The organism is Pseudoalteromonas sp. Bsw20308 (assembly GCF_000310105.2).
In the GTDB taxonomy this organism is placed as follows: domain Bacteria; phylum Pseudomonadota; class Gammaproteobacteria; order Enterobacterales; family Alteromonadaceae; genus Pseudoalteromonas; species Pseudoalteromonas fuliginea.
In genome coordinates this window covers 706,854-732,186 of sequence record NZ_CP013138.1, presented here as the reverse complement: position 1 = coordinate 732,186, position 25,333 = coordinate 706,854, and the positions used below count along the sequence as shown (strand labels likewise).

Genomic DNA, 25,333 nt, shown 5'->3' with positions numbered 1-25,333 from the left:
CTTTATCCGCCTTGAATGGGTGACAGTAACTCAACACTGTCGCCTTCATTAAGTACATAGTTACTGTGCCGACTTTGTGGAATAAATTCGCCATTAACAGCCACAGCAAAAGGCGCAACTGCACCAAAACTTTGAAGTACCTCAACGAGCGCTTTGCTATTAACATTAAGTAGCTCGCCATTAATTGTAATGTTCATTTTATTCTCACTCTATTCGTGAAACTACTTGCGCCACTAATGCCGGAGCCAGCATATAACCATGACGATATAAGCCGTTAATGCTAATTACATTGCCAACTTGTGATACTTCTGGGCGGTTATCGCTAAATGCAGGGCGTAATCCGGCTTGAATATTAAGTAGTCGTGCTTCGGCAAATCCGCTGTGTACGGTATAAGCCGCTGAAAGTAACTCAAGAGTTGATCGCACTGTTGCGGCGCCGCTATCTTGCGATTCTATTTCGGTCGCACCAATTACATATTCATGATTAGGTTTAGGCGCTATATAAATTGGGTAACGCGGATGCATTAAACGCACAGGTCGCGTTAAATTTACTTCAGGTGCATATAGCCTTGCGACTTCACCGCGCACACCTCTAAGCGGTTTATCGCTTTTAGCACCAAGCCCACGACAATCTATAATATAGTCAAATGGTCGATTATTTATTTCACCGTTTTTAATGGTTACGCGCTGGTTAAACACACACTTAACTTTGCGCTTGTTGAGCATGGTAAAACTTGCTTTATAAAAGGCTTGGTTATCTATTTGCCCCTCGCAGGGTAAAAATAGACCTTGGTTAAACCGATTAGCAAGCTCTGGCTCTAACCGCGTTATTTGCTGAGCATTCAATGCCTGAGCGCTGTGCCCTGCTACAGGCTTTATTCTCTGGGTAAAGCTTTGTAAATCGCCTTTATCTTGCTGATGCGCAACGACCAATGTGCCTTGCTGCTGAAAAAAAACGTCACTTTCAAGTTCTGCAATAATGCCCGGCCAGCGTTTCATTGAATCAAGCCCCATTAAAGCTAAATCAGCCTCACACAATACCGACTCAGCAAGCGGGGCAAGCATTGCTGCTGCCACTTTACCGGCGCTATTTGGGGTTTGCTCGTCGTCTGCTTCAAACACCGTTACATGATGCAACTTACTTAGCTCAAGGGCAGCTAAGCGCCCTGCTAAACCAAAACCCACCACTGCAATGTTATAAAACATAAAACCTCCAAAAGCAGTTATTAGTAGGTGCGAACTCAATCGCACTTCTTCAATGTTTAAAGAAGCGAGGTATAAAACCTCACCTACATCTGTATCTAACTTCTTGCTATACCGCTTTGTGGTAAATTTCTGAGCCTGTTTGCTTAAACTGGGCAGATTTAGCTTTCATTTCGGCTTCTACATCAATCATTTTTATTTCAATAGCGTCGCCAGCGTCATTTGGATCAATACCGCGTGTTTCTAAATCTTTAGCGTAATCACGTACTTCTTGGCTAATTTTCATAGAGCAAAATTTAGGGCCACACATAGAGCAAAAGTGAGCCACTTTGCCTGACTCTTGCGGAAGGGTTTCGTCGTGATACTCGCGAGCACGGTCTGGATCTAAACCTATATTAAATTGGTCATGCCATCTAAACTCAAAACGCGCTTTTGATAAGGCGTTATCACGCTCTTGCGCGCCAGGGTGCCCTTTTGCTAAATCGGCGGCATGCGCTGCAATTTTGTAGGTAATTAAGCCTTCTTTAACATCTTCTTTATTTGGCAGACCTAAATGCTCTTTAGGTGTTACATAGCAAAGCATTGCACAGCCGTACCATGCTATTTGAGCAGCACCAATACCAGAAGTAATATGGTCATACCCTGGTGCAATATCGGTCGTTAGCGGGCCTAATGTATAAAATGGCGCTTCGTCACAATGTTTTAATTGCTCGTCCATATTGGCTTTGATCATGTGCATTGGCACATGTCCCGGACCTTCAATAAATACTTGTACGTCGTGCTTCCACGAAATTTTAGTCAGTTCACCTAATGTGCGTAGCTCACTAAACTGCGCTTCATCGTTGGCATCAGCAATAGAGCCTGGACGAAGGCCATCACCGAGTGAAAAACACACATCGTATTGTTTTAAAATTTCACAAATGTCTTCAAAGTGCGTGTATAAAAAGTTTTCTTTGTGATGCGCTAAACACCACTTAGCCATAATTGAGCCACCGCGTGACACAATACCGGTTACACGTTTAGCGGTCATTGGTACATAACGCAGTAATACACCCGCATGAATAGTAAAGTAATCAACACCCTGCTCGGCTTGCTCAATTAGCGTATCGCGAAAAATTTCCCACGTTAAATCCTCAGCCACACCGTTTACTTTTTCAAGCGCTTGATAAATCGGTACTGTGCCAATAGGTACAGGCGAATTACGCACAACCCATTCGCGGGTTTCGTGAATGTAACGACCCGTTGATAAGTCCATCACAGTGTCTGCCCCCCAGCGGGTAGACCACACCATTTTTTCTACTTCTTCTTCAATAGATGAGCTGACCGACGAGTTACCAATGTTGGCGTTAACTTTAACTAAAAAGTTACGACCGACAATCATAGGCTCTGTTTCTGGATGGTTTATATTATTTGGTAAAATAGCGCGACCACGGGCTATTTCGTCGCGTACAAACTCTGGGGTAATAAATTCAGGAATACTCGCACCAAACGACTCGCCTTTATGCTGGGCGGCTAGTAATTCTTTACGAATTTCTGCACGTCCCATATTTTCGCGAACGGCTACGTATTCCATTTCAGGAGTAATAATCCCTTGGCGTGCGTAGTGCATTTGCGTTACGTTTTTACCAGCGACACCACGGCGAATTTTTGGCAAGTGATCAAAGCGAATATGATCCAGCCCTTCATCTGCCATGCGCTGCTGCGAAAACTGCGACGTTACTGATTCTAAAATTTCAGTGTCACCACGGTTTTCAATCCATTGTTCACGAAATTTTGGTAAGCCTTTACGCACGTCTAGTTCAAAATTAGGATCGGTATACGGGCCCGACGTATCGTAAACGCGAAGCGGATCGTTTGACTCATAAACAGGGTTTTCATCTGTACCGCCAATAAACGTATCACTTAACGTAATTTCACGCATACCAACGCGCACGCCTGGCTGAGTACCTTCAACGTATACTTTATGAGAATTTGGGAAAGGTTGACCCGTTAAGTTATAAATATATTCAGACGCGGCAGCACGAGTTTCTCGGCGTGACGCTTTATTTGTAGTGTTTGACATGACTTGCCTCATTGCTTAAGGGTTGTCTTGTCAGATATTCCGAGGAATAGAGAAAGATCGTAAAGTAGCGTACATGCTACTTTGCAGCCTAAAATAATTAAAATCGCTTTATTGTGCGCATAAAAAAAGACGCACAAGCGTCCTATTTTAGGCAGCTTGTTCCCTACGCAGGTATTAGCCTGATCAGGTTCACGGATCCCGCTTTCGCGATCTCAGCCACAAACTAATTACTTAGCTTTGGCACTCCGACAAGTATTGATATATAAATTTTGTTCGTTGATTTGATATATTATTCATCAAATCTGCGCTGAGTGTACGTCAGTTAAAAACTGCCCGCAAGGGGCTGTTTTTCAAAAACTTAAAATTATTTAGGGATAAACACAAATGTTTGCTCGCCTTGCATGACTAATTGCTGGTCTTGCATTTTAAGCTCTGCGCCTTGATTTAAGGCTTGTAATAACTGCTGCTCAAACTCATCAAGTTCTTTTCCGCACGACTTGCGCGTCATACCTAATTTACTTACGGTAAGATTACTTTCTTCAAGCGAGCCCTCACCAAAAAATTTGTTACAGCCAGCAAAACCATTTACTTGCAGCGCTTCAATAAAGCTCATTGATGCGTTAAAAGAAGGTGGAATTGCTAAACCATCAACATGTGATAATTGCCATTGGGTGTATTTTAGCTGCTCACTGGTAACCGTCCCTGTCGATGCGCAACCAACACATAAACCGATTATAAGCATCGGTATTGCTGCTAATTTCATGCTACTACTAACTAATTGTCTAATTACTGTAATAATAACAATATTTATGCGATTTATCCGTTAAAAATGCATGTTTAAAATGTAAATTTTTGTTCTATGATAGTTCAAAAGTTACGCTACTACGCACTAAGTTGTAGTTTTGAATACATTATCTATTTGATCAGGCAAAAATGGGCGGCCTTTTTCATTAACCGACGTTCCTATTATTAGTGCATTGAGCATTACTTTTTCATCGTATTTACGAACAACCGTTTGCTTAAAAGCAAATTTAAGGCGACTTATGCGCTGCGGCTCTACAGCCACATAAAACTCATCACCCGGTAAGAGCGAATGCTTATAATCCATTTCGCTGCGCATCACGACTAGATTAATTTTATCTTTTGCTAACTGAGCAAAATCAATACCATTTGCGTATAAAAATTCGTGGCGAGCGTGCTCCAAATAATTAAAATACACACTGTTATTTACAATGCCTTGTAAGTCACATTCGTAATCACGCACTTTAAAGTCAACTTTAAAGGTCATATTAATAATCCTAATTATTTAACGTATAATTGCCGAGTTTATAGCACATGTGCTCAAATAATTGCTACCATACGAGTCCCTAAAATGGAGTTAAGTAACCTAATGAACTTACGTTTGTCTTTAATTACCGCAGCACTTTTACCGCTGCTTGGTGCACCACTTGCAGCTAACGCTGACGATAGCAACCTAGAAAGAATTGTTGTAACTGGCGATTTTCAACGCGAAAGCATTCAAACCTTAAGCGCAAGCGCAAGCTTATTCAGCGAAGAAGAAATTAATCTACGTGGTGCAAGTTACTTAGACGAAATATTAGGCAGTACCGCCAATGTAAACTTTACTTCTGGCGCGTCGCGCGGACGCTATATCCAAATCCGTGGCGTGGGGCTTCGCTCACAATTTGTAGACCCGATTAATCCATCAGTTGGTTTAGTTATTGATGGTATTAACTATTCTGGCCTTGGTGGCAGCTCATTATTATTTGATATAGACCAAGTAGAAATTTATCGCGGCCCACAAGGCACTCGCTTTGGCGCAGACGGTATGGCCGGCATGATCCAAATGGGTTCAGCTAAAGCCACAAGCGATCCAAGTTTAAAATTACAAGTAGGTGCTGGCACATACAACACACGCGAAGCAGGCATTGCAGCAAGCACAGGCTTAACAGATGACACTAGCGCACGCGTTAGCTACTTTCGCAGAAAGTCAGACGGTTACGTAGATAACCTGTACTTAAATGACGAAACACAAAATCAAGACGAGCAAGTAGCGCGTTTTAAATTAAACAGCCAGCTTACAAAGCATTTAAATACTGAGCTAAACCTTCACTATATTGATATAAACAACGGCTACGATGCGTTTACGCTTGATAACAGCCGCAATAGTGTTGCCGATGAACCAGGCCAAGATAATCAACAAAGCTACGCAATAGGTGTTAAGAATACTTATACGGGTTTTGACGCTTTTGATGTAAATCTAAACCTATCGGCTATTGATACCGAATTACTTTACAGCTTTGACGAAGACTGGGTATGTAACGATACAAGTGAGCCAAAGTTATGTGCTGCTGGCTTACATCCTGATGGATACAGCTCAACCGATCTTTACAGCCGCGATCGCGACGATCAGTCTGTAGATTTACAGTTTAATTCTAAAACAGGTAACTGGGTTGCGGGTATTTATTACCAAAACCGTGACGTTGATTTAGAGCGCCAATACACATGGTTAGCAAGCCCATTTTCTTCAACTTACGAAACGAGTAACGTTGCAGTATATGGTCAAGTAGCGACTCCAATTGGCCCTAAAACAACACTCATTACAGGTTTACGTGTAGAGCAATACCAAGGCGACTACACCGATAGCAATGGCTTTATAGAAGATACTGACGATGTGATGGTTGGCGGTAAAATTGCGCTAGAGTATCAAGTAATTGACCGCACTATGATCTACGCAAGCATTACGCGTGGCTACAAAGCCGGTGGTATTAACTCAGAAGCACTGGCTAAAGCAAAAGATGAAGGCTTAAACCTAAGCGCTGATTTTTTCCAGCAACACACCAGTTTCGACCCTGAATATTTATGGAGCGGCGAATTTGGTGTTAAAGGTTCATCACTTGATGACAAATTTACACTTCGCTTAGCAGCATTTTACATGCACCGCGACGATATTCAGTTAAAAGCATGGCAAGTAGAAGGTCAGCAATTTACCGGTTATGTTGATAACGCAAGTTCTGGTAGCAACTACGGACTTGAAGTTGAAGGTAGTTACCAACTAACTGATAATCTGTTTTTAACAGGTAGCGCTGGTTACTTAAACACTGAAATAGACGACTTTGTAACACAATCAGGCTTAAATCAAGACGGTCGTGAACAGGCACAGTCACCTAAATACCAATATGCGTTTACTGCTCGTTATAACTTTACTAATGAGCTTTACGGTATGGTTGGTATTGAAGGTAAGGACGATTATTACTTCTCAGATAGTCATAATTCACAGGCACCTAGCAGCAACTTAGTTAACTTAAGCTTTGGCTACGAAGCAGACATGTGGGCAGTTCGCGCATGGGCTCGTAACGTGTTTGACGAGACAGTCCCTACACGTGGTTTTGAGTTTGGTAACGATCCACAAGATGGTTACGCAACGCATACCTATACACAATTAGGTGAGCCTCGTGTAGCAGGTGTTACGTTTACGCTTAATCTGTAAAGCATAGCCGTTGGCTTTCAAATGAAAGCTTTCTGCAAGCAAATAAAAACACCGCGTTTAAATTAAACGCGGTGTTTTTATTTGTAGGTGAGGTTTTATACCTCGCTTTTTTATAAAGTTAAATTACATGAGCGCGAAATAAATTCGCACCTACAGGTTGGGCGTAGGTTGTTGGATTTGATGTTTATTGTAGGTGAGGTTTTATACCTCGCTTATTTATAAAGTTAAATTACATGAGCGCGAAATAAATTCGCACCTACAGGTTTGGCGTAAGTTTTGGGTTTGATGTTTATTGTAGGTGAGGTTTTATACCTCGCTTATTTATAAAGTTAAGTTGCACGTGCGCGAAATAAATTCGCACCTACAGGCTTGATGTTTATTGTAGGTGAGGTTTTACGCCTCGCTTTTTTATAAAGTTAAATTACATGAGCGCGAAATAAATTCGCACCTACAGGCTTGATGTTTATTTGTAGGTGAGGTTTTATACCTCGCTTTTTTATAAAGTTAAATTACATGAGCGCGAAATAAATTCGCACCTACAGGTTTGGTGTATGGGGTTGATGTTTATTGTAGGTGAGGTTTTATACCTCGCTTTTTATAAAGTTAAATTACATGAGCGCGAAATAAATTCGCACCTACAGGTCAAGCATCACACTCTTTGCATATCAAACATAAATAATAATAAAATGTGTTGTAGACGTAGAGCTTGCTCACGTGAGAAGCGAAGCTTCTTATTACTTTAAACTAACCAAATAAAAAGACCTTAAAGCTTCGCTTTAACGCGCCAGCAAGCTGTGCGCCTACAAGTCCAGCATTACGCTCTTTGCACATCAAACGCTATTACGTCTTTAATTTTTTCTTTATTTGTTGCGAGCATTACAAGCCTATCAATCCCCAAAGCCACCCCTGCGCACTGTGGTAATCCATGCTCCAGCGCTTTAATTAAACGCGTATCCATTGGTACTTGTTTTAAACCGTTTACAGCGCGGTATGCGTTATCTTCATTAAAACGTTTAGCTTGCTCACTAGCATTTGTGAGTTCGTTAAAGCCGTTAGCCAATTCCATATTTTTATAATAAAGCTCAAAGCGCCCTGCTACACGTGTATCGTGTTCACAAATTTGTGCCAGTGCCGCTTGAGAAGCTGGAAAGTGATAAACAAAACACGGTTTTTCTTGCCCTATCCTTGGCTCTACCTTCATACAAAATAATAATTGCAGTAAGGTATCTTTATGCGTTTCATTTTGGGCTATATCAGCAAACCCCTGCTCACACGCTAGTTGCTTTAATTGCTCTATGCTTGCTGTTAACGGATCGAGCCCAAGTGCTTGTTCAAACGCTTGCTGATAGGTAAGCCTTGTTGCAGGCTCGACATCTAAAACAAGCCGCATTAGCTCATCCATTTCATCCATAAGTGCAAATTCATCAAAGCCTGGGCGATACCATTCCAGCATTGTAAATTCAGGATTGTGATGACTACCGGCTTCTTCATTTCTAAATGCTTTACAAAGCTGAAAAATAGCGCCTGAGCCTGCCGCTAACAAGCGTTTCATAGCAAACTCTGGAGATGTTTGTAAAAATAGAGGAAGCCCACCTGCGTGCCCTGGACCTACAAATTTGGTATTAAAACTAGCTAAGTGCACATCAGTTACACTGGCAGCACTTAAGCTCGGCGTTTCTACTTCTAAAACATCACGCGCATAAAAAAACTCACGAATGCTACGTAATATCGCTGCACGTTGTTTTAGTGTTTCAATGCTTGCGCTTGGGGCCCAAAGATCTGCTGACATATTTTCTCCAAAAAAAATCCCAGCTTAAGCTGGGATTTATTAAGCTGAGTTAAGTGTTACTTAACACGGCTTACGTATTCACCGTTACGAGTGTCTACTTTAATTACTTCGCCAATTTGTACGAATAATGGAACTCGTACTACAGCGCCTGTGCTAAGCGTTGCTGGTTTACCACCAGTACCCGCTGTATCACCCTTAAGGCCAGGATCTGTTTCAGTGATCTCAAGCTCAACAAAGTTAGGTGGTGTAACAGCAATAGGGCTGCCGTTCCATAATGTAATTGTACATAAATCATTTTCAACTAACCATTTAACTGCATCGCCTAGTGCTTTTTCGTCAGCGGCAATTTGCTCAAATGTTTCGTTGTTCATGAAATGCCAAAATTCACCGTCTGTGTATAGATACGCTAAATCTGTATCCATTACATCAGCACCTTCAACTGATTCACCCGATTTAAAGGTTTTTTCAAGCACCTTACCAGAGATAAGTTTACGGATACGAACACGGTTGAACGCCTGGCCTTTACCAGGTTTTACCATTTCATTTTCTAAGATACTGCAAGGCTCGCCGTCCATCATAATTTTTAGGCCGCCCTTGAACTCGTTGGTGCTATAATTCGCCATCGTTTCCTCTATTTATATTTTTTCGAGTAATCTACATGCCAATGATACAAAGAAATGAAGCAAATTTGCATAAAAACTGGCAAAAAGAATTAGCAAATGTAGTTACCTGCCCAAAGAGCTTGCTTGAAATGGTCGGTTTATCGAGCCAAGTCCATGAAAACGACCTAAAAGCCCGTAGTTTATTTCCGGTACGCGTGCCTATCCCTTTTATAAAAAAAATACGCAAAGGCGATCCAAACGATCCTCTTTTGCTACAAGTAATGCCACGCCATCAAGAATTTTTGACTAAATCGGGTTTTAATAAAGATCCCCTACTTGAGCAAGACAACGACCAACCAGGCCTTTTACATAAGTATAAATCACGTGTCTTGGTGATGTTTAAAACCGGCTGTGCAGTAAATTGTCGTTACTGCTTTAGAAGGCATTTTCCATATCAAGAAAACCAACTTAATAAAAAAAGTCTGCTTGAAACACTAAGCTACATAAAATCCGATGCCAATATAAACGAAGTGATTTTAAGTGGTGGCGATCCGCTCATGGCCAAAGACGATGCAATAAGTTGGTTTTTAGATGAGCTTGAGCAATTACCTCAAATTAAACGAATGCGAATTCATAGCCGTTTACCTGTTGTTATTCCTGCACGTATTACCAATGAGTTATGTGAGCGATTAGCAAAATCGCCATTAAAAATCATTTTTATTAATCACATAAACCACGCCAACGAAATAGACGCTGATTTTAAAGCAGCTATGCAAAAGCTTAAACAAGCAAACGTAACGCTTTTAAACCAAGCTGTAATTTTAAAAGATGTGAACGATACGCTCGATGCGCAAATAAATTTAAGCGAAGCGTTATTTGACGCAGACGTATTACCGTATTATTTGTATTTGCTAGATAAAGTTGAAGGGGCCAGCCACTTTGATATTAACGAAGAAGACGCAATAAAAATAATGGCAGAGCTATTAAAAGCTCTGCCTGGATTTTTAGTGCCTAAGTTAGTTAGAGAAATAGGTGGTCAAAAAAGCAAAACACCTATCGATCTTAAGCTAATTTAAACGTATATATTTACGTTGTTACCCAATGATGCCGTTACCGACTTAGCCGGTGTTTGTGCACTTGACGATTGTGCAGCACCTTCAATAAGTGCAAGTGCTGCGGCACCATCTGCTAGTTGCTGCTTTTTAGATAAAGCAGCGCTATAAAGCTCACTGCCTTGGCCTGAGCCGGAAACAGCGGGTAAACTTGTGCCTGATATATTCATATAACAAACCTGACTTTTAAATGTAATCCAAGTATTATGTCGGCCATGCAGTACAAAGCTTTAGGAAAACCATGGATTCAATTATTGAACAACTCAATACTAATTTAAAAATTGTTTATCGTCAGGCGCTTGATGCCGACAAAAAACTCGATGAATTACAGCAGCAAGGCCATGGCAAATTTAAAGCCTTATTTGCACAAGATGCTGGATTTAGCTTTGAAGCTAAACGTTTTAAGCCTTATGTTCTTGACGTAGCCGCTGACGTTGAAAGCTTATCTAACGATGGTTTTGACGAAGAAAAACTTAAAACTACCGTTATTAAGTTACAGCAAATACTCACGCTGTTAGCTACTTTTAAGTAAAACTTAAAAATAGAAATGCCGCTATTTAGCGGCATTTTTATTTTAAGTTAATCTAAACTTGGTAATATTTGTTCACCAAACCACTGCGTTAATAAGCGTTTTTCGTAATAAAATGATTCTTCGCGGCCCATTTTAATTTTATCCATAAAGCCCATATCTTTAAGCTCTACATCACTGCCTTTATTAAGTACGCTACCATCTTTATCTGTTAACGAATAATTGAGCTTAATGCGCGGAAAATAGATTGGTTTTACTACACGTATTTCATCCATACCGCCGTATCGCACATCACCGGCTAAATCTAAATCAGTGAACTCTACGTTTAATTTATAACCTTTTGGTAGCTGCTCAGCAAGCTTAGCCATATGTTTTTCAAAGCTACTTGCAATGTGTTTATGATACGACCCTCTGGCTTGATTCGACGCTCGTACATCACGATAATCGTTAAAGTCATGCCATTTAACAATAGACTCCCCAGCATGAGCAAATACAGGGAGTGCTATACACATTGTCATTGCTATTTTCTTAACTGAATTCATATCGTTCTCCAAAAAGGTGTACCAATTACAATAGAGTGAATTGCAATAAGCCCAGTATTCTTACCTAAATTACCAACGGCATATTAACAGTCATTCATTAACTATAACTTAACCATACCTTTTAAATTTTTGACAGTATTTTGTCGCTTGCGGCTTCAATTAAATCAAGCACATTTTCAAAGCCATCATCACCGCCGTAATAAGGATCGGGAATCGCACTAACGCTCTGTTCACCAAACTCTAAAAACAACGCTAATTTGTACTGTAAATGCGCAGGGCACTGGGCTTTTAAATCAGCTAAATTTTGTGTATCGGCCGCTAAAATTAAATCAAATTCAGTAAAGTCACTTGTGCGTACTTTACGCGAATAAATACCTTTAAAACTATAACCGCGCTTCTCCCCTGCTGCCATTGAACGACTATCAGGCGTTTTACCTTCGTGGTAACCAATAGTCCCTGCCGAATCGACTTTAACGTTAACGCCAAGCTTTTTAGCGCTGTCTTTTAATACCGCCTCTGCGGTTGGCGAGCGGCAAATATTACCTAAACAAACAACTAATATTTTTTTCATTAGACACTCCTTTAAACATTAAAAACTAAAACTGTTTTAAAATGCTCGCATCATACTCATCAGCATTTAGCGTTACGTTATGTTGCGCTGCAACAGATTCAAGCTCAGCTTGTTTAATGGCTAAATCGTCCATGGTGATTAGATTATCGTCTAGCTGCCACAATAACCGAGAGCCCGCGTAGCTATAATGAATCGCTAATAACGCATCGGCATTGCCTTCACGGCCAGCGGCTTTTAACTTAGCCATTTTACGGGTTATTTTATTAAGTGCTTTTTTAAGTTCCCACACATAAACAACTTCAGTCATAAAGCTATGTGTACGGTATTTATGAAGTAACCACGCAAGCCCAACGCTTGTAATAGCAACACCTATTAAGTTCCAATGAAAGTGGCTACCACTTTCATCAGGAAATAAAGCAATCAGCGTTTGCGATATAGCCAAGCTGCCTACAGCCAAACCAATACCACATCCTGCAATAACACGGTTTAAATGTTTACGATAACGCGCTTTATTTATTTCAATGAGTTGCATAACAGCCTAAAAAGTTAATAAGTAAAAGAATGCGAATGGCTATTGTAACTAAACCCCAGATTTTTTATAAAATTATTTCACCCCTTTTTGATTTGCCACCCGTTATAGCTTTGAAAACACCCTAATGCATTAATTTGGAGCGGCTTATGCACACACTTGAAGTACCTAACAACTCAGTATTTATTAAAACATCGACCGCCGTTATTGGCGGCGCCGCAATGACCTTTGCAGCTTTTGCGTTTATGCAATATTTAATAAGTGGCGAGCAACGCGCACCGGTTAAACCAGGGGGCGATATTATAGTAGAGATTTTTCACCTCCCTGAGGATTCAAAAGTCAGGCATATACAAAAAATACAGCCGCCACCGCCAATGCCTAAAGTGCCGCCAAAAGCACCACCGCTTGATACATCAGCCGATCCTGTGTTGGCAATTAGCGACTTTACGCCAGTTACAATTGATGATTTTGGTGACGACATTAACAACACCATTAATCGCCCAACAGGGGATGCAACACCCATAGTGCGCATAAACCCTAAATACCCAACCACAGCCGCGCGCGATGGTATTGAAGGTTGGGTGCAACTAAGCTTTAGTATTTCGCCAACGGGGGAAGTAATCGACCCAGTAGTTATTAACGCCGAGCCAAAACGTACCTTTGACCGCGAAGCAATAAGAGCCATTAAACGCTGGAAATATCGCCCCAAAGTAATTGAAGGTGTGGCACAATTACAAACAGGTCAAACCGTACAACTCGATTTTAAATTACAACAATAAAAGCGATGAGCCTATGCTACTAAGTATTAAGTCATGGTTATTTGAAACGCCAAGCAAGGACTGCATGGCAAGTTACGCAAAAAGTGGCGACAATCGTTACTTAGAGCAGCTTATTGCCCTCTACAGTAACGACTTATACCACTACCTTGTTACGCAATCTAATACGCATTTAGCATACGACGTAAGCCAACAAACATGGCTAAAAGTAATCGAAAAACGCCACCTTTACCAAGCGCAAACCACACCTAAAGCGTGGTTGTTTAAACTTGCCCGCAACACACTCATTGACGAATACCGCAGGCAACAGCACTTTGTAGAGCTTGACGAAAATACGTATTTAGCAGCACAAAATGATAAAAGCGAAAACGACTTAACTAGTCGAGACTCGCATATAGGCAGCTCAAACATAAGTTACGAAGCGTTCGACGCCGCGCTAAAACAACTTAGCTTTGTACAGCGCGAAGCCATAACCTTGCAACAAGAAAGCTTTTCGCTCACCGACATAGAGCTTATAACGCAAAGCAACCTTGAGACCATTAAAACAAGGCTGCGCTATGCTAAGCAAAATCTTAAACGTTTATTAGGAGCAAACAATGAACAAGCCTGATGAGCCGTTCGATCAAAAGCTCACACAACACTACAAAGAGCGAAAAGCGCGCACTACACTTACAAGCACTCAGCAAAAAGCGCTACTTAAAAAGGCCACGCACACAAAGCCTAAAAAGTTCGGCTTTACGCTGCAGCTAACCAGCCTTGCCTGCGCACTGGGTGTATTTGCTTTTATTGTGTTTGATAATAAAGATGGCATTAACCACGCGCCTAAAACCGTGCTTAACACCATAGACATTCACGACTATTCATTTATAAAAACCCACGAAATAAATCAAGCAGGTAGCTACGCAAGCTCCATAAACGAGCAAAAACACGCGCTTGATAGTCAATTAGCTAACGATTTACGCCGCCACCAACAACGCCACATAGAATACGGCACTCTAGTGAAGGTAGATAACGACTGGTACATAGCCAGCTGTAATGATGAAGTACTCGTGCAAATTAAGCATTCACTGTTAAGTGATTTAAAGGGTAAACACGCGGTTGAAAGTAATATAAATACCGGTGATATGCTCGCTATGGCACATAACGGTAAAGGGCAGATTATAGCGCTTAAACATGCGGGTGCTGGAGTTAGGCAGTGTGGGGCTTAGGTGATAATTTAATTTTACGACCTAATAGAATTAGGTCGTAACTGTTTATTAGAAACTAAAAAGCAGGTGAGTCCCCATTAGGTTTTTCATTAACCGGTATCCCCTTAATTTCTGAAAATACTTTTTTAAATGCGTTAGTTCCCATTTCACTATGAATTTCATCACATTTTTTTTCAGCTTCAGTAAGCGTATTTTTAGGTATAAAATTAACCTTGTGTTTTTTCAAACACTCAAATACTTTGTCATCATACGGATTATCAATTAAGCCCTTTAGGTATAGTTGGTAAAGTAATAACCAATAGTTATCTTTTTCGTAGTTATCACCATCATCAATTATAGTTTGTGCGAACTCAACGATCATTTCATTGAAGTCATGCATTTCTAATAACAAAGTAATTGCAACACAATCACCACTCGCAATGACCTTTTCAGCCGTTTCTGTTTTTGGGATGACGTTATTAATTAACATCGTGTGAAGCGGCCAAGACATACCATCAGATCGGAACTTATCAGCATTTTCTCTTATTATTACATTTAATTGTTGCTCGAAAACCCCTGCACTTATCTCTGCTTTGCCTAATAATTTGTCAAATAACGGGAGTAAAACTGGGTAGTGCCACGATAGGTTCAGAAGAGCTTCCAATAAACTTACATTAGCACCTTCATCTAAGTAATTAATGATTAATGATATTGCATACTTTAATACACTTCCATCAGGCGTACTTTTATTTATCCCAATAGCTTTATTTAAAAACGTAAGCGCTTCATCAGCAGATAGCTGGGGCTCGCTTTCGCCTGCATTACCCAAGCGACTTGGTAGTGCACCTCTCAAATCTAACACCCATTCATCTTCAAAAGCCGCTGGTAACTCTATTATCGATGTTTTCTTTAAGTTCAGTGTCAGCTTATATAGAGCAAGAGAGTTAGATAAATCTTGGATGAAGTTTTGAGCGTCTTCGCTAGTCAAGCAGTAGCAAGTATAATCATCTATATATCGATGAAACTCATAATTTTTACTTATTAAGGCTTCGTCAATTTTACCTAAGATTAACTCGCTCACAATACTAGAGGCTGCAGAACCTATTGGTATTCCCTGAGTTTCATTACGCTTAGTTTTTCGTTGGTAGGTATCTAAACGGTTAAACCATTCTTTGCTTTTTTGTTGTGCTTTAGCCTCTTTAACTCCAACAGCAGCCCATGCAATCGCATGAGAATAAATACTATTAAAACAGTTAGCTATATCAGTGTGAACTCTAAATCGTTTTGCAAAAGAAGAAGTATGCGAGCGACTAATTTTTACGAATGGAGCTTCATAATTCATTACAACCAATCGCTTTTCACTGTGATGAAACTCAGGCTTAATTATACTATTTGCGTTCTCAGTAACGCATTTCAGCTCTCCCCAATTCTCATGTATACACTTGGCTAGTGATGAGTAAGCTCTGGGATGAACAAGTCCCAATACTCTAGGCACGTTATTATATCTTGTAGCCTTATATTCAACTAAGTCATAACCAGATCTGCCTTTAGTCTCTTCAAGCTTAGAAATAGCCTCTGCCACCTCTGGTGTAAATTGCCTTGTATCTAGACTCGGTGGTAACTCACCTATATTTGCTCGTTGATTTGGAAAATAGTTGTATCTAGTTAGAGCTTCATATAAAGCCCTTTTATCATCTGTATCACCAAAAATCTGGCTCATAAACATTCCTTTGCGTATTTTTTGTATAAGTATCTTATCTGAATTCACTGTTTATTAAAGTGAAAAAACATAAAGCCGTATCTTGTTTCTTGTAAAACTAAAATACAAATATCGCGCTTAATAGCACGACTCTAAAATCAGTAGTAGACGAGTACTCTAGTGCGTAAATACTGCATTTTACTTTTCTAGCTAACGCTCGACGCGCTAGCAAGCTATGCGCCTACAAAAAATATACATATACTCGGCTTTATAGGTGCAAACTACATTGGAGATTCGTTGGGTTTTGTACTGCTCAATCTACGTATGCTACAAGTATCAGGCCATCATCAAATAAGCTCGCGATAGCCGTGTTTTAACACCGGTAAGTAAGTCCTCCCGATGCAATAGAAAATACGTCGCCGCCCATAGATAAAATTACAAAAAGGGATCCATGGCAATACCTCTTGGCTGAAGCTTTATGCGTCACAAAATCTAAAATAAAGTTTTTAAATACTCAAAGTAAAAAACTAAACCTTAGAGCAGTGATTTGAATTGAAACTCAATACTTCTCAATTCAATACTCACTAATAATCTCGTATATAACGATAATCAAATTCAGTACTATCTAATACTGTACAATGATCATTAAAGTCGTCGCTGTTCATACTCTGTATGTCAATAATAACCGATTGCTCTTCTATATTTTTAGCAAAGCTCATTAGAAGCTGTTTGCCTCTCTTCGCATCAATTAGACAGCCAAATTCATAAATACTATAAAGCATAGCAAATTCATCACCTGCTTTTTCGGCTTGTAATAATAAAGCCTGGCCTTTTTCGTTATTAAGTATTTTTCCTAAAATAAATTGTGCGCGCGGGTTTTTCTTTTCATTAGCTAGGTAACGTAATATTACTAAAGCTTGGAAGCTATCTTGCGGGTAGGCTCCTTTATAATATCCTCGCTCATCGAAGTGTCTTCCTGACTGATACGCATAAGCATATGTTAATGCTTTTTTGGTGCTCATAGAGGCGAGGTTTTCATTATTTGTTTCAATATGCTTACCACGAAATTCAGCGGCACGCTGCTGATGTTGTTGTACCTCAATATCAATATGCTGCTGTTGCTGAAAAATAACGATACCTATTGCCGTGATAAAACCTGCAACAAGCGTTAAAACACTAACGACAGGAAGTACAATGAACCATCTATTTTTTAGCTTTTTTTGTTTTTGATAATCGGCAGATTCAAATAATTTATCAAATTCTTTATGGTCGTGCATTGATACATTAATGCGTGATATGTAGGCAGCTCCCCATGCGCCAAAAATATAAACCCCAACTAAAATAACCGCTAAAACGCCACCAACAAGAATAATCTGCAAATCCCACGCTACAAATACAATACAAGCATGAGCAATTAAACCTATTAGCGAAAATAAACGCTCGTATCCTCGACCATGAAACCGTACAGCTGCACCAACTAATGCACCACTAATGAGTAACATCACAGGACCTGCAGCTGGTTTTAACTCAAACAGAAATGCCCATAGAACTAAAATAGGAACACTCCAGAATGCAGCACCTAAAGCAGCTGAAAGTGCATTTTGTTTTGATATTTTTTGAAGTGCACTCTGTTTAGAATCTAGATCCATTTTCATTATTAGCCTTATTACTTTTTAAATTAATCATAATACAACTCGATATCAGTTTCAGCATTACTTGCTTACTGCATGAATTAAAAGAGTAAAGAATTGTTAAAAATAATTTTTAAGCTCACAATAACAAAAATACACTTTTTATTAGTTTGCTTGTGACTTAAAGTCCCTCAAATCAAAATGAATAGTCCTTTTTAAGAAGGCATAGGGCGGATTTTGTTTTATGCAAAACTAAAACACAGATGTCATGCTTAATACTATGACTCTGGAATCAGTAGTCGATGAGTAACCTAGTGCGCAAATACTAAATCTAACTTTTCAGGCTAACGCCCGACGCGCTAGCAAGCTATGCGCCTACAAAAGATATACATATACTTAGCTTTATAGGTGCAAACTGCATTGTAGAACAGTTGGGTTTCTTGTCACTCAACCCAACCTATGTAAGCTTTTTTTAAACAAAAAAACCTGCGGTTAATCAGGCTTTTAACTATGTAAAAATCGTATTTTTTAATACAAACATACTTGTTACTAAGTACGCTAAAAACGTAAGATCGTAATCAAATAGCGTTATCTGATAATTTTCGGCTTAATGTTACTCAAGTCTAAATGAATCGTCATTTCTACATTTTCAGGTTCTACCGCAACATCACTTAAACCCGTTCGAGTAAAATATTCTTCAAAGTTTTGCTGATATTTAGCCGAAAACTGCGTATACGCAGTAATAAACAAACTCAGCTTTTTAGCTATTATTGGGTAGGTTGCGGCAAGTTCCCGCAATTTTTCAGGTTCAGCAAAGGCAAATTCGGCGTAAGTATTAAAATCATTACCCATAGATGTTTTACCATAATCAGACAAAAAGCCTGCGCTATAATCTGGCGCTAACTCACCTTTTGTAAGTGCCTCAAAATTTGATACTGCAGCCTTCCAATCTCTATTTAATAAACTTTGCCATGTCATTACGCTAAATGGTGAGTTATTAAATATGAGTGAACTAAGTTCATGATGTACTCCACGATACGCATTTTCATAGTTAGCTTTTGTTTCATTCCATTGTGCAACATTAGATAAAGCTATCCATCTAGAACCATAAGTTCCGCCAGCCGCAGCTCCTTCAATAGTTATAGCGCCTACAATATAAATAGTATCAATTACTTCAGAAATAAATCCTTCTGGGTAAACTCCCAAGGCAGACTCAATCCCATCAAGAGTTTCAGCAACACTATCTAAAGAGGTTATAGTCACTTCAACATTCGCTAAAGTCCCCTCTTCTTCGGTAAAATCTTTCGGATAAGATTGCTTTGGATTATCTGTTTTTATATCGAGCTGGTATGTTTTTGCTAACCTATTAGCTTGTTCTGTTTCGCTTTCTTGGTAAGAGCATGCGTTCAAAAACAATAAAAAACTAAAAAGGACAAAGCTTTATTTTTCATTTAAATAATCCTTGTTTTGTGCTCTAAAAAAGCCTGCATATTTGCAGGCTTTCAAGGCATTTTATAAATAATTAAAACTCAGTATTTACAGCACACTTTTATAAGACGTTTTTATAACACAAGTATGCTTGTTACTAAGTACGCTATAAACGTCAATGCACCGCCAAATAAGGCGTACGGTAGCTGCGTTTTAACGTGGGTGAGTAAGTCACACCCTGATGCAATAGCTGATACAGCGCTGGTGTCGGATATAGGCGAGCAGTGATCGCCAAATATACCACCACCCAAAATAGCACCAACAACAAGCGACGGTGGTAAACCTAGCGCTTGAATAAGTGGCACACCAATTGGGATTAATATAGCAAACGTGCCCCACGATGTACCCGTAGTAAACGACATAACCGCGCCGGTTAAAAACAGCACCGGTACTATTAAGTAAATAGGTAGGTAGTCGCCAACAAGCGATGCTACAAATACGCCAGTACCCAATTCTTTTAAGCTTGCGCCAAGTGTAAGCGAAAGCAGTACAATGGCGACCAGTGGCATTAATTCGCCCATACCTTTAAAACCGGTATCAACTAATTGATGATGCGTAAATTTACGTGAGCCAATCATTAAAAAGTAAGCGACAACAATGGCTAAAACCGTTGCATATAATACTGATTTAGAACCGCTGCCCTCGGCTAGTACACCATTACCGGTGTAATACATAAAGCCAACCATGCTGGTAATAAGCGTAATAAGCGGGATTAACATGTAACGCGCTTTAGAGCCTTTTACTTCTTCTTTTAAGTCAGTTGTTTGAAGCTCTAGTTTTTGTTCGGCTTCTTTCATTGGGCCATGCACTTTATCAAACGCGATGGTGTAAAAAACAATGACAAGGGTAATTATGGCGTAAAAGTTATACCCTACGCTGCCCCATAACACTGATACAGCCGACTCACCTAGCTCATAGTTACCTAACAAACCAAGTACAAATGCGCCCCAGCCGTTAAGTAGTATTAAAATACACACTGGCGCACTGGTGCTGTCAATAATGTACGCTAGACGCGCTCGGCTCATTTTAAATTTGTCGAATAAGCCACGCGATAAAATACCCGAGGTAAGTACGCTCAGGTTAGATTCTATAAACACCGCAATGCCGGTAAACATGGTTAAAAATCCCACTTGGCGCTTACTTTTTGCAATACCTTTGTTCATTAGCATATTAACGGTTGCTGCAACGCCGCCAGATTCGCGAATGTAGGCAAGCAGTGCACCAATTAAAATACTAAATATTAATATGCGTGTATTACCTGGCGAGCTGGCAACCGAAATAATACGTTCAATGGTATTTAAAAAAGTGTCAAACAAGCTATTACCTTCACCCTGAAAGGCGAGTAAAAACTCAGAAGAAGCAACAGCAACAAGTAGCGCCATAATCACTTCTTTTCGCCAAAACACGATAGCAATCGCAATTAGCGGCGGTAAAATAGAATACCAATGCATAAAAAGTTAACCTTAATTATTAGCGAGTAAACCTCGCTTTGTACGCGTTTTAACGCTTATTTGTTAAGCCTAACAACATAAACCGGCTTAGTTTTATAGACCGCTTAGCTTAATGGATTGGCTTACTCAAGTCACCTGTAAATAAATCACTTAAGGTGGCACAGTTAGTACGTTTTAACCTATACGATAGCTTATTGATTTAGTAGCGCTTCATAAATAAGCGACACTACCGATCCGTACTGTGCGGTTTCAAATTGTTTGCCTGTAAATTCGTAACGTTTTTGCGAGCCTTTAATGGCACTATGGCGAGCATTGGTAAGTAAAACAATAGCTAAGTCGTAAGCGGGGTCAATTACGGTCACTGTCCCCGTCCAACCTGTGTGACCATAAGCTTGTGCGCTTGCATAAGGGCCAAAGTGCCAGCGCCTTGCTTGGTTGTTACCAGCTAGCCTAAAGCCAAGCCCGTAGGTTTCATCGCTTGATTGCGGCGTTAAAAATTGCGCTAAGGCGCTTGCACTAAATAATTGTTGGTCGCCGTAGCCACCATTATTTAGTAATAGCTGGCAAAGCACCGCTAAGTCGTGAACGTTACTAAATAATCCTGCATGCCCTGCTACGCCATCAAGTGAATAGTAAGCGCGCTCGTCGTGCACTTGGCCTTGTAAAACACTGGTGCGAATATTATCAAACTTAATGCGCCCGTCTCGCGTGTTACCGCTAAGCTCAGTGGCTGCAAATTGCTGCGGCTTAAAGCCTTTTTTAAGTGGATTAAATAACGTGTTAGTTAATTTTAGTGGCGCGTACACTTGCTGCTCTAGATATTCGTCAAGGGGCTGCCCTGTAATACGCTCAATGAGCACACCTAAAATCATGTAATCAATATCTGAATAAATAGGCTGCCCAGATGATTCACTACTAAAAGGGACGCTGGTAAGTAATAGCTGTTTGGTGGTTTTACTGTTTTGCGAATAAAACGCGTCGCCATTGCTGCCATCTTTACGATGAAAGTCAAATACTGGCGGGTATCCGGCGCTGTGTGTGAGTAAATCTTTTACTGTACGTTGTACTCGCCCTTCGCCTTTATATTCGCTTAGGTAGCTTTGCACGGGTTTATTAATATTCAACAACCCTTCGCTTACTAATTTCATAAGCGCAAAATTTGTGGCGAATATTTTGGTGTTTGAGGCAAGATCAAACAAGGTATTAGTCTGCATTGGCTCTGGGCGTAGTAACATTAAATCACTTTGCTGGTATTGCTTTGCATCGCCATAGGCGGTTAATTTTATTAGCTCACCATTTTTAACAACGGCCAACACAGCCCCAGGAAAACCTGCTTTAACATCGCGTTCAATTAATGTGTCTACTTCAGTAAAATCTATATGCTTTTTTGGTTCATCGCTTAAAGTAGGAAATGCAAAACGCAGTGTTAAGCTTGCGCCAGCAGGGAGAATATTTTCAACTTTAAAGGTATTAACACCGTTGTGAGTATTTTTTGCCAAACTGTAATTGTATAAGGTGTTGGCGCTTAGTTGGTTAACGTCGAGCTTTTTATTATTAATGTAAATATCGGCGCTTTGTGCGTTATGGTTTTGTATTAATAATTGCCCGCGTCCTTTGTAAGCTTTAAACGTTCCTCGGTTATTTACATAAAACCGGCTACTTGGATTTACCTCAGGAAACGTTACAACCACTTGTGCATTAGGCAGCTCTACAAGTTGGCTCTTTGTAAATGGTAGCACCGAGCTAATAGGCTCAGGTGGTGTACTACAACCCACAATAATAAAGCTCAATGCCGCTATAAAAGCTTGTTTGATATAACCATACCTTTGATTTTTTAAAGCGATAAACATGCTTAGCCCTTATTTATATAGCAAGTAAGGCGCTCTTTGCGCTTTAAATTGCGCAAGCCCCGCCTGCCAGCTTTGCTTTATTTGCGCTGCAGATTGCCCTGTTTCAATAGCTAAGCGCAATTTATTAGTACCCGCTAGCTTATCCATAAAGTCAGCGCGCTCAAAAAACGAGATGTTATTTTTACTAAGCTCCGTGTACGCATTTATTAAGTAAGTTAAATTTAGACCTGAAATATTTGCTTGTCTTAAATCGAGCCCCTGCACGGTTTGGTTTTTAAATTTAGGGTTTAAAGCAGCGCCTTTAATTGCGCGCGGTGTAAAATTAAAATCACCTAATGCAACTGGCGAATAGCCAATTACTTGAAATGCAAAGTCGGTACCTCTACCAATGCTGATAGGCGTTGCTTCAAAAAAGCAAAGCGACGGATAAAGCGCAATGGCTTGATCGTTAGGTAAATTAGGGCTGGGTTTTATAGGCAAGCTGTAAGTACTTTTGCGAGTGTAATGATCAACAGGGATCACGGTTAGTTTTAAAGCGGGCGCTTTATTGATCCAGCCCTCACCCTTGATCATTTTGGCAAGTTCGCCAACGGTCATGCCGTGTAAAACAGGAATTGGGTGCATGCCTACAAACGATTTAAATTCTGGCTCTAATATTGGCCCATCAACGTAGGCGATATTTGGATTGGGTCTGTCGAGTACTAGAAATTCTATCCCCTGCTCTGCAGCGGCTTCCATCATGTAGTGCATAGAGCTTATGTAGGTATAAAAACGCACTCCCACATCTTGAATATCAAAAATAATCACATCAACATCGACTAAAGCAGCTTGGCTTGGTTTTTTATTTTTACCATAAATAGAAATAAGCGGAATCCCAGTTTTGCTATCAACGGCATTTTTTACATGTGCGCCCGCATCGTGATCGCCGCGAAAGCCATGCTCAGGTGCAAAAATTTTAGTTATATTAATATTTTTAGTCAGCAGCGCATCTACCAAGTGAGTTTGCCCTACCATTGATGTTTGATTAACTACTAGCCCTACACGTTTATTTTTTAACTGCGGTAAATATTTAGCATATTGCTGCGCACCTACTACAAGTGAGTTGTTAACTTCGTTGGCTTGCACGCTTGCAATAAAAATGGCGCTAAAAATAAAAAATAACGTAATAAATAGGGTTTTAAACATACTGCAATATCCTTTTAAACAAGGTGTTTAAAATAACATAGGTAATATTAAAGAGCAGCTTTAGAAAGGGGGTAAGTGGACTTAGATATAGTGATTAGAAGCTGGCGCTTCTCACGCGAGCAAGCTCAGCGTCTACAACGGATAAATAAACTTGGAGTTTAGATTTAAAGATTAGAGTTGGTTTTGCTTGTAGGCGTGCAGCTTGCTGACGCGACGAGCGAAGCTCGTAAATGTATTGTGCTGTGAGTTTATTCAATTAGAAGCTGGCGCTTCTCACGCGAGCAAGCTCAGCGTCTACAACGGATGAATAAGCTCGGAGTTTAGATTTAAAGATTGGGTTGGTTTTACTTGTAGGCGTGCAGCTTGCTGACGCGACGAGCGAAGCTCGTAAATAAAGTCTCAGTTAAATCGGTAGTAAATGATTAGAAGCTGGCGCTTCTCACGCGAGCAAGCCCAGCGTCTACAACGGATAAATAAACTCGGAGTTTAGATTTAAAGATTGGGTTGGTTTTGCTTGTAGGCGTGCAGCTTGCTGACGCGACGAGCGAAGCTCGTAAATGTGCTGTGAATTTTATAGATTAGAAGCTGGCGCTTCTCACGCGAGCAAGCTCAGCGTCTACAACGAATGAATAAGCTTGGAGTTTAGATTTAAAGATTAGGGATGGTTTTGCTTGTAGGCGTGCAGCTTGCTGACGCGACGAGCGAAGCTCGTAAATAAAGTATCAGTTATATCGGTGGTAAGTAATTAGAAGCTGGCGCTTCTCACGCGAGCAAGCTCTGCGTCTACAACGAATGAATAAGCTCGGAGTTTAGATTTAAAGATTGGGTTGGTTTTACTTGTAGGCGTGCAGCTTGCTGACGCGACGAGCGAAGCTCGTAAATAAAGTATCAGTTATATCGGTGGTAAGTGATTAGAAGCTGTCGCTTCTCACGCGAGCAAGCTCTGCGTCTACAACGAATGAATAAGCTCGGAGTTTAGATTTAAAGATTAGGGATGGTTTTGCTTGTAGGCGTGCAGCTTGCTGACGCGACGAGCGAAGCTCGTAAATAAAGCATCAGTTATATCGGTGGTAAGTAATTAGAAGCTGGCGCTTCTCACGCGAGCAAGCTCTGCGTCTACAACGGATGAATAAGCTCGGAGTTTAGATTTAAAGATTGGGTTGGTTTTACTTGTAGGCGTGCAGCTTGCTGACGCGACGAGCAAAGCTCGTAAATAAAGCATCAGTTATATCGGTGGTAAGTAATTAGAAGCTGGCGCTTCTCACGCGAGCAAGCTCTGCGGCTACAGGAGTGGTAGCTTACACTTCACTTTATTTTAGGCACAAAAAAACCGACTTAATGTCGGCTTGTTATGAAAGTGGTGGGCGCAGGAGGATTCGAACCTCCGACCGCTCGGTTCGTAGCCGAGTACTCTATCCAGCTGAGCTATGCACCCACTTTCATAGATTGCTTATTTAAACTCTAAGCAGAGCGTATAAATTCAGGCATAAAAAAACCGATTTCCATCGGTTTATTTTTCTTACACTTAAAAGCGTATGAAAACATGAAAGTGGTGGGCGCAGGAGGATTCGAACCTCCGACCGCTCGGTTCGTAGCCGAGTACTCTATCCAGCTGAGCTATGCACCCACTTTCATTT

The 25,333-nt window shown here is 40.4% G+C and carries 23 protein-coding genes, 2 tRNA genes and 1 riboswitch; of the genes, 6 read left to right on the top strand and 19 right to left on the bottom strand.

The features are described 5' to 3' along the window. Positions 1–2: 2 nt before the first annotated feature. From thiS to D172_RS03120, 5 genes are all read right to left on the bottom strand, one after another. Positions 3–197, bottom strand: coding sequence for a sulfur carrier protein ThiS (thiS, locus tag D172_RS03140; protein WP_002960781.1), 195 nt, complete (start codon positions 195–197; stop codon positions 3–5). Positions 198–204: 7 nt separating this feature from the next. Continuing rightward, positions 205–1,206 carry an FAD-dependent oxidoreductase gene (locus D172_RS03135; RefSeq protein ID WP_007378754.1) on the bottom strand — a complete coding sequence of 334 codons (1,002 nt, stop codon included), beginning with the start codon at positions 1,204–1,206 and terminating at the stop codon, positions 205–207. Between the two features lie 106 nt (positions 1,207–1,312). Continuing rightward, the gene (gene thiC, locus D172_RS03130) at positions 1,313–3,265 is read right to left on the bottom strand and encodes a phosphomethylpyrimidine synthase ThiC (protein WP_007378755.1); all 1,953 of its coding nucleotides are present in this window, start codon (positions 3,263–3,265) and stop codon (positions 1,313–1,315) included. A 143-nt stretch (positions 3,266–3,408) separates the two neighbouring features. Further along, a riboswitch (TPP riboswitch) is annotated at positions 3,409–3,523 on the bottom strand. Positions 3,524–3,629: 106 nt separating this feature from the next. Continuing rightward, positions 3,630–4,028, bottom strand: coding sequence for an META domain-containing protein (locus D172_RS03125; RefSeq protein WP_033023856.1), 399 nt, complete (start codon positions 4,026–4,028; stop codon positions 3,630–3,632). Positions 4,029–4,154: 126 nt separating this feature from the next. Then, complete coding sequence (locus D172_RS03120) at positions 4,155–4,553, bottom strand: acyl-CoA thioesterase (protein WP_007378757.1); 399 nt, start codon at positions 4,551–4,553, stop codon at positions 4,155–4,157. 102 nt (positions 4,554–4,655) lie between these two features. Between D172_RS03120 and D172_RS03115 the strand changes: the two genes are divergently transcribed. Next, positions 4,656–6,755 carry a TonB-dependent receptor gene (locus tag D172_RS03115; RefSeq protein WP_007378758.1) on the top strand — a complete coding sequence of 700 codons (2,100 nt, stop codon included), beginning with the start codon at positions 4,656–4,658 and terminating at the stop codon, positions 6,753–6,755. 814 nt (positions 6,756–7,569) lie between these two features. On the opposite strand, the gene epmA is transcribed toward D172_RS03115, so the two are convergent. Together epmA and efp are read right to left on the bottom strand one after the other, a co-directional pair. After that, the gene (epmA, locus tag D172_RS03110; RefSeq protein WP_007378813.1) at positions 7,570–8,544 is read right to left on the bottom strand and encodes an elongation factor P--(R)-beta-lysine ligase; all 975 of its coding nucleotides are present in this window, start codon (positions 8,542–8,544) and stop codon (positions 7,570–7,572) included. Between the two features lie 56 nt (positions 8,545–8,600). Beyond that, positions 8,601–9,167 (bottom strand): elongation factor P, encoded by a 567-nt coding sequence (efp, locus tag D172_RS03105; protein ID WP_024596699.1) that lies wholly within the window; start codon positions 9,165–9,167, stop codon positions 8,601–8,603. Between the two features lie 41 nt (positions 9,168–9,208). Here efp and epmB point away from each other — a divergent pair, with 41 nt between their 5' ends. Then, complete coding sequence (gene epmB, locus D172_RS03100) at positions 9,209–10,222, top strand: EF-P beta-lysylation protein EpmB (RefSeq protein WP_033023868.1); 1,014 nt, start codon at positions 9,209–9,211, stop codon at positions 10,220–10,222. On the opposite strand, the gene D172_RS03095 is transcribed toward epmB, so the two are convergent. Continuing rightward, positions 10,219–10,428 carry a hypothetical protein gene (locus tag D172_RS03095; protein ID WP_002960797.1) on the bottom strand — a complete coding sequence of 70 codons (210 nt, stop codon included), beginning with the start codon at positions 10,426–10,428 and terminating at the stop codon, positions 10,219–10,221. The two genes, epmB and D172_RS03095, sit on opposite strands and share 4 nt — an antisense overlap. Positions 10,429–10,499: 71 nt before the next feature. Between D172_RS03095 and D172_RS03090 the strand changes: the two genes are divergently transcribed. Further along, positions 10,500–10,790, top strand: coding sequence for a hypothetical protein (locus D172_RS03090; RefSeq protein WP_002960798.1), 291 nt, complete (start codon positions 10,500–10,502; stop codon positions 10,788–10,790). 47 nt (positions 10,791–10,837) lie between these two features. Here the strand turns inward: D172_RS03090 and D172_RS03085 are convergent, their stop codons facing one another. The 3 genes from D172_RS03085 to D172_RS03075 all read right to left on the bottom strand — a co-directional run bounded on the left by D172_RS03085 (position 10,838) and on the right by D172_RS03075 (position 12,432). Then, positions 10,838–11,329 carry a DUF3016 domain-containing protein gene (locus D172_RS03085; RefSeq protein WP_007378815.1) on the bottom strand — a complete coding sequence of 164 codons (492 nt, stop codon included), beginning with the start codon at positions 11,327–11,329 and terminating at the stop codon, positions 10,838–10,840. A 121-nt stretch (positions 11,330–11,450) separates the two neighbouring features. Next, a complete protein-coding gene (locus tag D172_RS03080) occupies positions 11,451–11,900 on the bottom strand; it encodes a low molecular weight protein-tyrosine-phosphatase (RefSeq protein ID WP_007378816.1) in 450 nt (149 codons plus the stop codon). Positions 11,901–11,925: 25 nt separating this feature from the next. After that, positions 11,926–12,432 carry a DUF3087 domain-containing protein gene (locus D172_RS03075; protein ID WP_007378817.1) on the bottom strand — a complete coding sequence of 169 codons (507 nt, stop codon included), beginning with the start codon at positions 12,430–12,432 and terminating at the stop codon, positions 11,926–11,928. A 146-nt stretch (positions 12,433–12,578) separates the two neighbouring features. Between D172_RS03075 and D172_RS03070 the strand changes: the two genes are divergently transcribed. The 3 genes from D172_RS03070 to D172_RS03060 are packed head-to-tail and all read left to right on the top strand — an operon-like array spanning position 12,579 to position 14,413. Continuing rightward, entirely contained in the window at positions 12,579–13,208 is a 630-nt protein-coding gene (locus D172_RS03070) for an energy transducer TonB (protein ID WP_007378818.1), read from the top strand. A 13-nt stretch (positions 13,209–13,221) separates the two neighbouring features. After that, on the top strand, positions 13,222–13,815 hold the full coding sequence (locus D172_RS03065) for a sigma-70 family RNA polymerase sigma factor (protein ID WP_033023867.1): 594 nt from the start codon (positions 13,222–13,224) through the stop codon (positions 13,813–13,815). Then, positions 13,802–14,413, top strand: coding sequence for a hypothetical protein (locus D172_RS03060; protein WP_007378820.1), 612 nt, complete (start codon positions 13,802–13,804; stop codon positions 14,411–14,413). Before D172_RS03065 ends, D172_RS03060 begins: the two co-directional genes overlap by 14 nt. 55 nt (positions 14,414–14,468) lie before the next feature. On the opposite strand, the gene drt4 is transcribed toward D172_RS03060, so the two are convergent. The 8 genes from drt4 to D172_RS03020 all read right to left on the bottom strand — a co-directional run bounded on the left by drt4 (position 14,469) and on the right by D172_RS03020 (position 25,323). After that, complete coding sequence (gene drt4, locus D172_RS03055; protein ID WP_007378821.1) at positions 14,469–16,112, bottom strand: antiviral reverse transcriptase Drt4; 1,644 nt, start codon at positions 16,110–16,112, stop codon at positions 14,469–14,471. 563 nt (positions 16,113–16,675) lie between these two features. Further along, a complete protein-coding gene (locus D172_RS03050; RefSeq protein ID WP_007378822.1) occupies positions 16,676–17,746 on the bottom strand; it encodes a hypothetical protein in 1,071 nt (356 codons plus the stop codon). Between the two features lie 564 nt (positions 17,747–18,310). After that, entirely contained in the window at positions 18,311–19,138 is an 828-nt protein-coding gene (locus D172_RS03045; RefSeq protein ID WP_150115548.1) for a hypothetical protein, read from the bottom strand. 146 nt (positions 19,139–19,284) lie between these two features. Then, the gene (locus tag D172_RS03040) at positions 19,285–20,661 is read right to left on the bottom strand and encodes a Na+/H+ antiporter NhaC family protein (RefSeq protein WP_007378824.1); all 1,377 of its coding nucleotides are present in this window, start codon (positions 20,659–20,661) and stop codon (positions 19,285–19,287) included. Between the two features lie 191 nt (positions 20,662–20,852). Next, entirely contained in the window at positions 20,853–22,511 is a 1,659-nt protein-coding gene (gene pbp4b / locus D172_RS03035) for a penicillin binding protein PBP4B (RefSeq protein ID WP_007378825.1), read from the bottom strand. A gap of 9 nt (positions 22,512–22,520) precedes the next feature. Continuing rightward, positions 22,521–23,696 carry an exo-beta-N-acetylmuramidase NamZ family protein gene (locus tag D172_RS03030; protein ID WP_007378826.1) on the bottom strand — a complete coding sequence of 392 codons (1,176 nt, stop codon included), beginning with the start codon at positions 23,694–23,696 and terminating at the stop codon, positions 22,521–22,523. A gap of 1,358 nt (positions 23,697–25,054) precedes the next feature. Further along, positions 25,055–25,131: transfer RNA gene (locus tag D172_RS03025), tRNA-Arg, on the bottom strand. 115 nt (positions 25,132–25,246) lie between these two features. Further along, positions 25,247–25,323 (bottom strand) — tRNA-Arg (locus D172_RS03020). Positions 25,324–25,333: the final 10 nt, after the last annotated feature.

Excerpts from the sequence above, each read along its gene's own strand:
- thiS (WP_002960781.1), bottom strand. The coding sequence starts at position 197 with ATGAACATTACAATTAATGGCGAGCTACTTAATGTTAATAGCAAAGCG.
- D172_RS03125 (WP_033023856.1), bottom strand. The coding sequence starts at position 4,028 with ATGAAATTAGCAGCAATACCGATGCTTATAATCGGTTTATGTGTTGGT.
- D172_RS03085 (WP_007378815.1), bottom strand. The coding sequence starts at position 11,329 with ATGAATTCAGTTAAGAAAATAGCAATGACAATGTGTATAGCACTCCCT.
- D172_RS03040 (WP_007378824.1), bottom strand. The coding sequence starts at position 20,661 with ATGCATTGGTATTCTATTTTACCGCCGCTAATTGCGATTGCTATCGTG.
- D172_RS03135 (WP_007378754.1), bottom strand. The coding sequence starts at position 1,206 with ATGTTTTATAACATTGCAGTGGTGGGTTTTGGTTTAGCAGGGCGCTTA.
- epmB (WP_033023868.1), top strand. The coding sequence starts at position 9,209 with ATGATACAAAGAAATGAAGCAAATTTGCATAAAAACTGGCAAAAAGAA.
- D172_RS03075 (WP_007378817.1), bottom strand. The coding sequence starts at position 12,432 with ATGCAACTCATTGAAATAAATAAAGCGCGTTATCGTAAACATTTAAAC.
- D172_RS03095 (WP_002960797.1), bottom strand. The coding sequence starts at position 10,428 with ATGAATATATCAGGCACAAGTTTACCCGCTGTTTCCGGCTCAGGCCAA.
- D172_RS03070 (WP_007378818.1), top strand. The coding sequence starts at position 12,579 with ATGCACACACTTGAAGTACCTAACAACTCAGTATTTATTAAAACATCG.
- D172_RS03120 (WP_007378757.1), bottom strand. The coding sequence starts at position 4,553 with ATGACCTTTAAAGTTGACTTTAAAGTGCGTGATTACGAATGTGACTTA.
- D172_RS03030 (WP_007378826.1), bottom strand. The coding sequence starts at position 23,696 with ATGTTTAAAACCCTATTTATTACGTTATTTTTTATTTTTAGCGCCATT.
- epmA (WP_007378813.1), bottom strand. The coding sequence starts at position 8,544 with ATGTCAGCAGATCTTTGGGCCCCAAGCGCAAGCATTGAAACACTAAAA.
- thiC (WP_007378755.1), bottom strand. The coding sequence starts at position 3,265 with ATGTCAAACACTACAAATAAAGCGTCACGCCGAGAAACTCGTGCTGCC.
- D172_RS03060 (WP_007378820.1), top strand. The coding sequence starts at position 13,802 with ATGAACAAGCCTGATGAGCCGTTCGATCAAAAGCTCACACAACACTAC.
- pbp4b (WP_007378825.1), bottom strand. The coding sequence starts at position 22,511 with ATGTTTATCGCTTTAAAAAATCAAAGGTATGGTTATATCAAACAAGCT.
- D172_RS03115 (WP_007378758.1), top strand. The coding sequence starts at position 4,656 with ATGAACTTACGTTTGTCTTTAATTACCGCAGCACTTTTACCGCTGCTT.
- D172_RS03090 (WP_002960798.1), top strand. The coding sequence starts at position 10,500 with ATGGATTCAATTATTGAACAACTCAATACTAATTTAAAAATTGTTTAT.
- D172_RS03050 (WP_007378822.1), bottom strand. The coding sequence starts at position 17,746 with ATGAAAATGGATCTAGATTCTAAACAGAGTGCACTTCAAAAAATATCA.
- drt4 (WP_007378821.1), bottom strand. The coding sequence starts at position 16,112 with ATGAGCCAGATTTTTGGTGATACAGATGATAAAAGGGCTTTATATGAA.
- D172_RS03080 (WP_007378816.1), bottom strand. The coding sequence starts at position 11,900 with ATGAAAAAAATATTAGTTGTTTGTTTAGGTAATATTTGCCGCTCGCCA.
- D172_RS03065 (WP_033023867.1), top strand. The coding sequence starts at position 13,222 with ATGCTACTAAGTATTAAGTCATGGTTATTTGAAACGCCAAGCAAGGAC.
- efp (WP_024596699.1), bottom strand. The coding sequence starts at position 9,167 with ATGGCGAATTATAGCACCAACGAGTTCAAGGGCGGCCTAAAAATTATG.